The sequence below is a fragment of the Streptomyces sp. NPDC001678 genome, from assembly GCF_042892945.1.
Taxonomy (GTDB): domain Bacteria; phylum Actinomycetota; class Actinomycetes; order Streptomycetales; family Streptomycetaceae; genus Streptomyces.
In genome coordinates this window covers 41,604-53,885 of record NZ_JBIAUP010000023.1, presented here as the reverse complement: position 1 = coordinate 53,885, position 12,282 = coordinate 41,604, and the positions used below count along the sequence as shown (strand labels likewise).

Genomic DNA, 12,282 nt, shown 5'->3' with positions numbered 1-12,282 from the left:
CCCAAGGTGTTGGGTCCATCCCCGCGTGCGCGAGAAACAGACCGATCGGGACACCGTCGCGGGCACCTTCCGGGGGCCATCCCCGCACACGCGGGGGCAGAACATTTGGACCAAGGAATCCAACTGAGACCAAGGACCATCCCCACGTGCGCGGGGAGCAGCGGGCCGACGGCCCGTGAGCGCCGAGGCGTTGCCGCTGGCTCTGGGGCCATCCCCACACGCGCAGGGACCAGCCGGACTCCTGGATTCACAGGCTGCACAGCCCGGATCCATCCCCACACACGCGGGGAGCAGCCGGTACCATCCGAGCGACGGTTGGCGAGGCAGGGGGCATCCCTGCACGCGCGGGGAGCAGTGCCGGTGACCTTGCTCCGCCGCACGGACCGAGAGGTCATCCCCGCACCCGCGAGAGCAAGTTCCTGGCACGTTAGTCGCCGTGTTGGGCGTGGGGTCATCCCCGCGTACGCGGGGAGCAGTTCATCATGGCCCTGCTCGCCCTGACCATGATGGGACCATCCCCGCATGCGCGGGGAGCAGGGCTGGATGTGCCCGTACCAGGGGCCCGTGGCGGGGCCATCCCCGCGTGCACGGGAAGCAGCAGGTCTTGTACTGGGTATCGTCCGCCGAGTCGGGTCCATCCCCGCACGTACGGGGAACAGTCGAGGTCGGCCTCGGTGTACAGGCCGGTGTCGGGTCCATCCCCGCGCGCGGGGAACAGATCGGCGCACACAGCGCCTCGTCGAACCCCTCGGGACCATCCCCGCGCGCGGGGAGCAGACCGGCGGGTCCTGATCCTTGGGGAGGGGGTGGGGTCCATCCCCGCGTGCACGGGGAGCAGACTCCGTGACCTGGGGATTTACCGCAAGGCAGAGCCATTCTCGAGCGACTCGGGCATACAGAACATACCCACCCCCTGCTTGCGATGAAAAGCCGACGGGCGGCAGCACGACAGGCCCAGCATCGCAGACACAACCACATACCAACTGATGCCCGGGAGACAACAGCCGACGCCCACGACACCCACCCCACCCACCGACCCCGGGCCATCCCCACGCACACGGGGAGCAGAGACGGACCTTGCCGCCGAAGACACGCACGTTGGGGACATCCCCGCGTACGCGGGAAGCAGGGTACCGGGCCGAAGAGCCGGTCGGCGGCCTTGGGTCCATCCCCGCACGTGCGGGGAGCAGAAGCTGCGTTATGTGCGCGGGCTCGCTGCCGCAGGGCCATCCCCGCGTACGCGGGGAGCAGCGTGATACTCCCGCACCTCGAACCCCGGTTGAGGGTTCATCCCCGCGTGCGCGGGGAGCAGGGAGCCGTCGCCCTGGGCCTGGTCATCCTCTTCGGGTCATCCCCGCGTGCGCGGGGAACAGCGCGCCGTTCTTGTCCTCACGCAGCACCGCGGGTTCATCCCTGCGTGCGCGGAGAGCAGCGCCCGGATCAGATCCACGTAGTCCGGTTTAAGGGGACCATCCCCGCGTGCGCGGGGAACAGAAGAGAGCACCAGGGCAGGACGGCGACGGGAGCATCCCCACATGCGCGGGGAACAGAACGTGCGTGCTCAGCTCTTCGTGCCCCAGAGGGTTCATCCCTGCGTACGCGGGGAGCAGGCTTGCTCGTCGTCGCGACCGCGCAGACCGACGGGACCATCCCCGCGTGCGCGGGGAGCAGTCCCGCATCGGCGGCCGCTACGAGCACTCCGAGGGGGCATCCCCGCACACGGCGGGGAACAGCTCCCCGCCGTGCGTCGGCTCCCCGATGCCGAGGGTGGATCCCCGCGTGCGCGGGGAGCAGGGCACGGTGCCGCCGGTGGCGAACTTGACTGGGGGACCATCCCCGCGCGAGCGGGGAGCAGGCCCTGACCGGCCTACGCAGCGGCGATGGGGGAGGTCCATCCCCGCGTGCGCGGGGAACAGTACCGGCCTTCCCGCATGAGCTCGTCTGCGACGGGTCCATCCCCGCGCGGGCGGGGAGCAGGCGAGATCGCCGGTGAAGACGACGGCGTGGGGGTTAATCCCCGCGTGCGCGGGGAACAGGCCGGCCCGCTCGGCATGGTGGACGCGTCCGCGGGACCATCCCCGCACACACGAGGAGCAGCCACGGGCTGGGGCACTGGGCACGCGGGCGCGGGGACCATCCCCACGCACGGGAAGCAGCTCGAACGGCTGCGCCGGTCCGTCGAGGTGGGGGGACCATCCCCGCGAGCGCGAGGAACAGTCCTCACTGACGTGGGCGTCCCGGACGACAAGGGGGCCATCCCCACGCACGCGGGAAGCAGCCCCTGGTCCTCAGCGTGCAGCCATTGAACCCGGGGGCATCCCCGCGCGGGCGGGAAGCAGACCGCGTCACCCTTGACCAGCTGCCAGGTGATGGGACCATCCCCGCACGCGCAGGGAGCAGTCGGTGAAGACGCCGAAAGTCAGGGAGCCGCTGGGGCCATCCTCGCACGCGCGGGAAGCAGCACTCCAGACCCTTCCCTCCTCGGACGCGATGAGGTCCATCCCCGCACGCGCGAGGAGCAGCTCCGGTGCCCCAGCCCTTGCCGCGGCCAGCGGGGACCATACCCGCGTACGCGGGGAACAGACTCTCGGCTCCGGCCTGCTCGATGGGACCCAGGGAGCATTCCCGCGTGCGGGGAGCAGCCGTGGCCGTGGTGTCGAGGACCGCAGAGCCTGGGTCCAGCCCCGCGTGCGTGGGGAGCAGGTCCGGATCGACGTGGTGACATCCTCAGTGCAGGGTCCAGCCCCGCGAGCACGGAGAGCAGGTGGAGACCTGGCCGGACGTGTCGGTGAACGCGGGCCATCCCCGCACGCGCGGGAAGCAGCAGCCCCCTCTTGATGTAGGAGCTTCCCGAGAGGGGCCATCCCCGCACGTGCGGGGAACAGCTTCACCATCCGGACGTACGGAGAACCGATGCGGGACCATCCCCGCACGCGCGGGGAGCAGGTGAGCGCGATGGTCAGCTCCGCAACGGGCCCGGGGCCATCCCCGCGTGCGCGGAGAGCAGCGGCGAGACGGGCCACGCGAGGCCAGCGGGTGGGGTCCATCCCTACACGCGCAGGAAGCAGGTTCTGAGACGACTCGCTGCCGATCCAGCACGCGGGTCCATGCCCGCACACGTGGGGAACAGGCTGGCGCTGGCTCACTGCCCGGCCCCCCTCGAAGGCCCTTCGGTCACGTCCGCTGGAGTGGTGTATCGACGGCCACTCGGCGATCTTTTCCTGAGGCTATGCGGTGAGTTCGGCGGGGACAGCGGGTTCGTGGTCTTCTGACTCGATCGGGTGGAGGCGGGCCTTGGCGAGGAGTTCGCGGCCCATGTAGCGGCGGGCTTCGGCCCATTCATCGTTCTGCTCGGCGAGGACGGCGCCGACGAGGCGGATGACGGCGGTGCGGTCGGGGAAGATCCCGACCACGTCGGTGCGGCGGCGGATTTCCTTGTTCAGCCGTTCCTGGGGATTGTTCGACCAGATCTGCCGCCAGACCTCGTGCGGGTAGGCGGTGAAGGCCAGCAGGTCGTGCCGGGCGGCATCCAGGTGGGCCGCTGCTTTCGGGAACTTGGCCTCCAGTGCGTCCAGGGCGTGGGTCATCTGTGCGTGGACGGCGTGGGCGTCGGGCTGCTCGAACACGGTCCTGAGCAAGGTCGCCACCCATGGTTGTGCGGACTTCGGGACCTGCGTTGCCAGGTTCCTCGAGTAGTGGGTGCGGCATCGCTGCCATGAGGTGCCGGGCAGAGCGGCGCCGACGGCCTCGACCAGGCCCGCGTGGGCGTCGGAGACGACGAGCTGGACTCCGTGCAGGCCGCGGGTGGTCAGCGAGCGGAGGAAGGCGAGCCAGCCGGCCCCGTCCTCGGACGAGGCGGCGTCGATGCCGAGGATCTCCCGGTAGCCGTCGGCGTTGACCCCGACCGCGACGAGCGCGTGGACGTTGACGGTCCGGCCGTCTTCGCGGACCTTCTGTGTCAGGGCGTCCAGCCACACGAATGTGTAGGGGCCGCCGTCCAGCAGCCGGTTCCGGAACGCGGCGACCTGCTCGTCGAGGTGCTTGGCCATGGCGCTGACCTGGGACTTCGACAGCTGGGTCACTCCGAGCGAGGCGGCGAGCTTCTCGACCCGGCGGGTGGAGACGCCCAGGAGGTAGGCGGTGGCGACCACGCTGATCAGGGCCTGCTCGGCCCGGCGGCGACGTTCGAGCAGCCAGGCCGGGAAGTAACTGCCCTGCCGGAGCTTGGGAATAGCCAGTTCCACGGTGCCGGCCCGGGTGTCCCACTCGCGTGAGCGGTAGCCGTTGCGCTGGTTGACGCGTTCCCCGCTGACCTGGCCGTACTCGGCGCCGCACAAGCCGTCGGCCTCGGCGGACATCAGCACGTCCGCGAACGTCTTGATCATCATGCGGAGCAGGTCGGGACTCGCCGAGGCAAGGTTCTCCTCGGTGAAGGCGTGCAAGGGCAGACTGTCAGGTGCGGTCATCGTGCTGATCTCCTTCAAAGACTTGGCGTCTTGAAGATCAGCCGGTGGCCGTCCATCTTGCGGGACCTCACTCCGTTACCGGACCAAACCCCCGGAACAGACGAAACCCGCACACCACTTCCGAGGACGCAACCGGCCCTTCCCCGCGTGCCCGGGGGCAGCTGGATCAGTACCAGGTGGCCGCGCAGGACGCGGGGCCATCCCCGCGCGTGCGGGGGGTAAACATTTGGACCAAGGAATCCAACTGAGACCAAGGGCCATCCCCGCGTGCGCAGGGAGCAGGGCCGCACCAGCGACGAGGTCGGGCGCGCCCTGGGTCCATCCCCACGTGCGCGGGGATCAGGTCGAATTCGGGGTCAAAGGCCTGCGGTTGAAGGGGGCATCCCCGCACGCGCGGGGAGCAGTAGGCCAGCATCCACTCCTCAGCGCGGGCTTCGGGACCATCCCCGAGTGCGGGGAGCAGGTAGCACCGTACGCCATAGGCGAGCGTCGCACGGGGTCATCCCCGCGTGCGCGGGGAACAGCCGGTGCGTCATCCGTCCCCTCCAGTGGTCTCGGGTCCATCCCCGCACGCGCGGGGAGCAGAGGCCGGGGACCTGCGCCGTGTAACGCGAGGTGGGGCCATCCCCGCACACGCAGGGAGCAGTGGAGAACACCGGGCAGCCAGCGCCGGGCCAGGGGGCCATCCCCGCGCGCGGGGAGCAGCGGAGGCCGCCGGTTGGGGCGGCCCCCAGTGCCGGGACCAAGCCCGCGTGCGCGGAAAGCAGGCCTACAAGTCGCACCGCCTCGGCCTGTGCCGAGGTTCATCCCCGCGTGCGCGGAGAGCAGCTGCACGACCAGCGCAACGCGGCATGGCGCGAGGGTTCATCCCCGCGTGCGCGGGGAGCAGGGCCCAACCTGGCGCCGCGGCGAGGACAGCCGGGGTTCATCCCCACGTGCGCGGGGAGCAGGTGGACCCCTCGGCCGCCAGCTTTTCCACACAGGGTCCATCCCCGCACACACGGGGAGCAGCCGTCGCCGAGGTTGACGCACTCGAACCCGTAGGGGCCATCCCCGCACACGCGGGAAGCAGGCGGCGCTGCCCGACTATCCCATGGCTCTGGCGGGGCCATCCCCGCACGCACAGAGAACAACCCTCCCAGACGGTGACGCTGCGCCAGTTCCGGGGTCAATCCCCATGTACGCGGGGAGCAGCGATAGAGGATCACGACCTTGGGTGCAGCGGGGGTCCATCCCCGCGTGCACGGGGAGCAGATGTGCACCCAATCGGGCCGGTAGATGTCGTGGGGTCCATCCCCGCACGCTCAGGGAGCAGGCCCCGACGCTACCGCCGGGCCGGTGGTTCGGGGACCATCCCCACACGCGCAGAGAACAGCCCTACTCGCTGAAATTCCGCACGTGAATGTGGGGACCATCCCCGCGTCCACGGGGAGCAGGTCGGCCGACACACGGCTGGCGACGTCTGGACGGGGCCATCCCCACACGCGCGGGGAGCAGAGCCGCACGACTTCCCGGGTCCGCCCGTACGCGGGGCCATCCCCCGCATATGCAGGGAGCAGCAGTCGGCGGTGCCATCGCGGGGGTCCCAGTTGGGACCATCCCCGCACGCGCGGGAAGCAGGTCCCGGACCGGGCGCTTCAGCTCCAAAGCGAAGGTCCATCCCCGCACGCGCGGGGAGCAGCCGGTACCGTCCGAGCGACGGTTGGCGAGGTAGGGGGGCATCCCTGCACGCGCGGGGAGCAGATCGGGGACGCAGGTAACCAGAGCGTCGTCGCGGGGCCATCCCCGCGCGCGGGGAGCAGACGCGAACGCGTCCGGGCCGTCACCGGTCGGCGGGGCCATCCCCCCGCGCGCGGGGAGCAGACTCCGTGACCTGCACCCTTGCAGTCAGGCGAAGCTGTTTTTAAGCACTTTCACCGACTCGGACATACAGAACACTTCCACCCCCACTTGTCATGGAGAGCCAGCGGACGGCACCACGACAGGACCAGTATCGCAGACCCGGCCGCTTGCCGACTGACCTCTGGGAGACAACAGCCGACACCTGTAACATCCATCCCATCCACCGGCTCCGGACCATCCCCACCTGCGAGAAGCAGAGGCAAACACTTCGACTGGTAGCGAGGTCAGGCGGGACCATCCCCGCGTGCGCGGGAAGCAAGGGAAGTCGGCGACCTCGACGCACCCGTCGTCGGGACCACCCCCGCACGCACGGGGAACAGTCCGCCCAGCAGGAGCGCAGTTGCATGCGGCCGGGGCCATCCCCGCACGCGCCGGAAGCAGTACAGCTCCGGGCGCTGCTCGTCGTCGCGCGTGGAACCATCCCCGCGAGCACGGAGAACAGGCCGGCGACTTGCGGCCCGACGACATGGTCGCAGGACCATCCCCACGCATGCGAAGAGCAGCGGTGCTCCTTGCCGATCGTGACGTTCCGGGCGGGCCCATCCCCGTACGCACGCGCAGGGAGCAGTGGGTCGACGGTGCACGATGCCTTCATGGTCTGGACCATCCCCGCACGCACGAGGAGCAGGTCCTTGTTGCGCCGGCGCCGCTCTGCGGAACGGAGGTCATCCCCGCGCGTGCGGGAAGCAGGTGGGGCCGTTGCGGTGCTTGGCCACGATCAGGGGTCCATCCCCGCACGGGCGGGGAGCAGCACGTCCGTTTTCCCGGCGCTCGGGTCCGGCAGGGACCATCCCCGCACATGCGGGGAACAGCGCCGTATCCGTCCTGCGCCGCCCGGTCATGAGGGTCCATCCCCGCGGGCGCGGGGAGCAGGACCCGCTCATCACCCAATCGCCTTGTCGCTCGGGGTCATCCCCGCATGCGCGGGGAGCAGTTGGTAGGCCACCAGGAAGGAATCCCGGGCCTGGGGTCACCCCCGCATGCGCGGGGAGCAGTCGGCACTGCGTCGCCGTGATCGAGATCGGCTGGGGTCATCCCCGCATGCGCGGGGAGCAGACGTGCAGGCCGGTGTCGTAGACCTTGACCCGCGGTCCATCCCCGCACGCGCGGGGAGCAGTCCCCGCCGATCTGGTCCGGGTTCACGGTCTGGGATCCATCCCCGCGCACGCGGGGAGCAGCCGACCCGGCAGGTGATGCTCACGGTGGTGCCGGGGTCATCCCCACACACGCAGGAAGCAGGTGGTGTGCGATGGCGGACATGCCTTGAGACATCCCCCGCCATCCTTTGTTCATGCGGTCGACCCTATGACCTGCGCGAGGAAGTCGGTGTTCGCCTTCACGTCGTGCCCCAGGGACAGAACGTTCCGGGGAAGTTCGCCAAGGAGTTCGAGTAGAGGCTGAGTGTCGGGGAGGTAGGTGGGCAGGAGGCCGAAGACGTCGGGGTAGCGGTCTTCGGTACCGGCGGTGAAGAAGTCGCCGACCCCAACGTTTCGGTCCTCGTCGAGGAGGGCGGGCTCGGTGCCGGGGGTGATCCTGGGGAAGAGGATGCGGGCGGCGTGTCCTTCGGTGGCCAAGGTCAGGCCGAGCCAGGAGTGGAGCTGGTCGGGGAAGAACTGGGGCTTGAGCTCCTTGCCGGCCTCTGTCCGCAGAGGTGTGCGGCTGCCGGAGTGGAGGGCGGCGGTGACCTTCTGGTGCTGGGTGGGGTGGAGCTGTTCGCCGCGCTGGACGCGGTCGCGGACCTGGTCGTACCAGCCGAGGGCATCGAGGAGGCCCAGGCCGATGGCGGCGGCCGACGGCCAGGGCAGGACCCGCAGTCGGTCGTCCTCGCGGCGGATGAAGACGCGGTCGTTGGCCAGCAACTGCCAGTCGGCACGGGCCAGGAGGAGGGCGGTGGTGGTCTTCCCGGCGCCCTTGTCGCCCAGGGTCAGCACGGTCTGCCCGTCGCGGACGACGGCGGAGGCGTGCAGGGTCGACCAGCCGTCCGCCAGGAGTTGCCCGCGGACGACCTCGCGGGCGAGCCGTGCGGCGGCCAAGGCGACAGGAACGTCCTCGTACCCGTAGATGTGCAGGGGCCCGCCGGGCTCGGCCCGGTAGACGAGCTTGTGATCGGGCTGGGAGGCGGACACGGTGCCGTCGTCGTCCCGGTCGACATGCATGGTCGAGTTCGCGTAGACGGTCTCCTCGTGGGAGTGGTCGGCCACGCGCTGGGCGATCTCGGTGACCCGGTCGGGGTTCACATCGGCGATCACCGCTGCGTCGGCGTCAGGGGCGGTGCTGGTGGCATTCCACCAGGGGCCGAAGTAGCGAAGAGCCCAGTCTGTGACCACCGGGCTGTTGCTGGTGACGGTCGCGGCCTGGGTGGCCGTGGCGATACGGACAGCGGTCTGGGGCACTGCGGTCTTCTCCTTCTGTCGGGATTGTGCAGGGAGGTACAGACGGGCCAGGGGCTCGTAGGCATCACGGAGCTTGGCGTCGGCGGCTATCAGCTGACGGGCCTCGGCGGCGTCCAGCCTGGGGAGGCACACGGTCGGGGTTCCGGCGGTGAAGCGCAACGGAATTCCCCTCCACTGCCCCTCGTGGTTGACGCACAGCTCCGTCACCGCGTCGTCCAGGCCCAGGCCCGCACGGAGGGCAGCGATCACCGCCCCGGCCGGGCCGCAGCGGGTACGGCCCAGTCCTGCGTTGATCCGCCGGGGACGGTCGGTCAGCTCGTCGCGGACCTGGCGCAGGGGCACCACCGGCACGGGCAGGTCACCGACGCGGGTAGTCGACGCGCACACCACGGCCTGGTCACCGTGCTCGCCGATCACGTGGCCGTTCACGGCCTGTGGGGACACGTTCAGGAGGCGGGCAAGGGTGAGGCGGTAGCGGGCGGTGTCGGTGTTCGAGCCGACCCCGTACACGTGGGGGCAGCCGGAGACCTCGGCGAACAGGCGGGTGAGGACGTCGACGGGGTTGGTCACCATGACCACGAGTCCCTGGTAGTGGGCCAGTTTTCGCGCGAGGCTGGCGATGACGGGGGCGTTGGCGTTCAGGCCGGCCATCCGGATGTTGGTGCGGGCGGTGTTGGTGAAATCGCCCCGTGGGCAGACGACCACCGCTTCGCAGGAGGTGAGCTGTCCGGCGTCGGGGGCGTGGACCGCCCGGACGGATGAGGCGGTGACCTGGCACATGTCCTCCAGATCGGTCACCAGGGCCTGGGCCGAGAGCCCGGTGCGGGAGACGATGCGGACGGACTCGCACCAGCCTCCGGCGGCCAGCAGCATGGCCACGCTCTGGCCTACGGCCCCGGCACCGATCACCCCGACCGCGCCGACCGGCGGCGTCACCGGTCGGCCGCCTTCGCCACGTCGGCCAGGGCGAGCCGCCACACCGCCTGCGGGTCCGTCCCGGCGAGCAGGTTCGCGGTGGTGCGGTCGAGCAGGGTGCACACCACCTTGGCCTGTTGGGTGATCTTGACGGCGTGCTCGGGCAAGGGCAGGTCGGCCGGGCAGGTCAGGTAGGTGCTGAGGATGTTGGTGGTGTCCATCAGCCATAGCACCACCAGGTGCTTGATCCATGCGGCTCGCTCGTCGGGCCCGAGGTCGGCGGTCATCGCGTCGGCGAAGACCTCGATGCCGCCAACAATCGCTTTGGCCGCTGCCCGGTCCGGAGGGGAGGCGATCAGGTTCAGCACCGTCCGCGAGACCAGCTTCGCCGCATCTGTCTGGGGGCGGCCGCGGGCATGGTGGGCAGGCTGCGACGGCTGCGACCGGCTCTCGGGGCCACCGGGGAAGACCGCGTGGTCCGGCTTGAGGTCGCCGTAGACCACCGGCCGCCGCCCGGCCGCCGGAGCCGGTCGCAGCCGTCGCAGCCTGCCCACCATGCCCGCCAGCACTTCGCCCGTCTGCCCTGCTTTGCGCAGGTAGGTCGGGCCGCTGATGCCGTTGAACTTGCGGTGGAAGGTCGGGCCAATGCCCCGTTCGGCGATCGCCACTTCGTCCACGGACCTGGCGACCGCGGGCTGCTGGAGACCCGCTAGCTCCACCAGGACGCGGGTCATCAGCTCGCCGCTGCGGTGGGGTTCCTTGGCCAGCAGGTCGGCCAGCGTCGGGCCCGTCACTTGCTCGGTGAACAGCACCCCGCTCTGGAGTCCGGCGACGCGGCAGGCCGGCACTCCGGCCTCCTCGCGCAGGATGTCCAGTCCCCGGGCTTCCCGCTCCAGCAGAGTGCCCGGCGAGCCCTGGTAGGCCGCTTGGGCGGCCTGGACCTGGGCCCAGTCCCCGGCTGTACCTCGCAGTACCGACACCAGCGACAGGCCCAGCAGCGAGACCTTGGCGAACAGGGCCCGATCATCCACCTGAACTCGACGGACGTAGGTCGTCACGCTCGGCGTGTGCACCTCGAGCCGCACCACGGCCCCCGGCCACAGCTTGGCCGCGGCCTGCTCGATCTGCCGGTCCGCGTAGGCGAAGACATCCGCGGCCGCCGGTGCGGCGCTCGATGTTCCCGCCATCTCAGTGGACCTCCGGCCACGACACCGCCGCGACACCATCCACACGATGGGTCAGATCGTGGCCCACGATGGTGGCCAGGCCGCTGTACGTCCTCGCTGAGATAGACCTTCATCGGGGGCCTTCCTTGAACACCACGACCAGGTCGCGCGTCCCCCACCGAATCGCCTTGACCTCCCGGACGCCGCCAGCGTGATCAATCACCTGGTCTCCCGGCCGCAGCGTGGCCGGTGACACGCCCTTCATGCTCACCTCCGGCCAGGAACGGTCAACACAGCCCACACCGACTTGCCCGCGCCGGACCGATCGGCCACGCCCCAGGAGTCGGAGAGGCAGGACACGAGGACGAGCCCACGACCCCCCTCCACGCTCGGGCGGAACTCGGGTGGCCGGTCGCTGGCGTCATCGACCTGAATGCACACGCCTCGGGCTCGGGCAGGAACCGCGTCTCGATCTGACGCCCCGGTGATACGTGCCCGGGCATGACCGCGCTCGTCATCAGTTCGGAGAGCACCAGGAGCGCGTCCCCCTCAAGAGAGGCCAGCCCCCAGTCCGCCAGGGCTTCCCGCAGCTCATGGCGCGCCAGTCTCACCGATCCACGGTGGCGCGACCAACGGTGCACCACCGCTTGTCTGTTCGTCGTAGCGAGTGTCTGCTCCATGCCTCAGAGACTGGCTGTCGCGCGGGTGCGCCAGTAAGGCCAAGCTGGATACCCGCCGTGGGTAGTATCATTTCTCCTACCGCCGCAACGCCGAATACTGCTGGTCACCCGAACACGGAGCGCCCGCATGTCTATGCCGTCAAAACGGCCTGGTTTCCCAGCGCACTTGTTATCGAGCGAGGCGATGATCTCGGCGTGCCGAGAACGCGATTTCGCACAGGTCTTCAAGCTGGCCAAGCGCGCAGGCATGTACAACGCGACCATCTCCAGCCTCGTCCACCTGACACAGAGCCGCGTCGGGGAAATCGCGTCCGGCAAGCACAAGATCGTGAAGATGGACGTCATCGAACGGGTGGCCGATGGCTTGCGGATCCCAGGCCACATGCTCGGTCTGGCGCGACGGGAGTGGGAAGGACCAGAGCCCGCTACACCGGCACGGCAGGAGGGCGGCTTCCCGCACGCACCTGCCGATCCGGTTCTGTCGCTCCCCGGACCGGATCTGGACAGCATCCTTGCGGTGGCCGCAGGCCCCAAGCTCAGCCCGTCCACCGTGCGAGCCCTGCACTCCTCCATCGAGGACTACTGGCGACGGGACGACGAGCACGGAGGGGAGACACTCCGCCCGGCGGTCGTGGGACAGCTCCGCTACGCGGTCGAGCTGATCAAGGAAGCGGGCAAAGGAGAGTACCGTCGCACCTCTACGGGGTCGCCGCCGAGCTGGCGAGGCTGACCGGCTGGACGTACTTCGACGCCCGCCAGT

General features: G+C 70.0%; 4 protein-coding genes. 1 reads left to right on the top strand and 3 read right to left on the bottom strand.

Annotation, left to right across the window (positions count from 1 at the left end; all coding sequences use genetic code 11):
• Positions 1-3,227 precede the first annotated feature (3,227 nt).
• The 3 genes from ACFYZR_RS31265 to ACFYZR_RS31255 all read right to left on the bottom strand — a co-directional run bounded on the left by ACFYZR_RS31265 (position 3,228) and on the right by ACFYZR_RS31255 (position 10,863).
• A complete protein-coding gene (locus tag ACFYZR_RS31265; RefSeq protein ID WP_391916597.1) occupies positions 3,228-4,466 on the bottom strand; it encodes an IS256 family transposase in 1,239 nt (412 codons plus the stop codon).
• Positions 4,467-7,657: 3,191 nt separating this feature from the next.
• Entirely contained in the window at positions 7,658-9,697 is a 2,040-nt protein-coding gene (locus ACFYZR_RS31260; protein ID WP_391916594.1) for a hypothetical protein, read from the bottom strand.
• Entirely contained in the window at positions 9,694-10,863 is a 1,170-nt protein-coding gene (locus ACFYZR_RS31255; protein WP_391916591.1) for a hypothetical protein, read from the bottom strand. Before ACFYZR_RS31255 ends, ACFYZR_RS31260 begins: the two co-directional genes overlap by 4 nt.
• 786 nt (positions 10,864-11,649) lie before the next feature.
• Between ACFYZR_RS31255 and ACFYZR_RS31250 the strand changes: the two genes are divergently transcribed.
• Positions 11,650-12,252, top strand: a complete 603-nt coding sequence (locus tag ACFYZR_RS31250) for a hypothetical protein (RefSeq protein WP_391916588.1) — start codon at positions 11,650-11,652, stop codon at positions 12,250-12,252.
• Positions 12,253-12,282: the final 30 nt, after the last annotated feature.

What these genes read in the sequence shown, in the direction of transcription:
- ACFYZR_RS31265 (WP_391916597.1), bottom strand. Translation starts at nt 4,466, where the DNA reads ATGACCGCACCTGACAGTCTGCCCTTGCACGCCTTCACCGAGGAGAAC.
- ACFYZR_RS31255 (WP_391916591.1), bottom strand. Translation starts at nt 10,863, where the DNA reads ATGGCGGGAACATCGAGCGCCGCACCGGCGGCCGCGGATGTCTTCGCC.
- ACFYZR_RS31250 (WP_391916588.1), top strand. Translation starts at nt 11,650, where the DNA reads ATGTCTATGCCGTCAAAACGGCCTGGTTTCCCAGCGCACTTGTTATCG.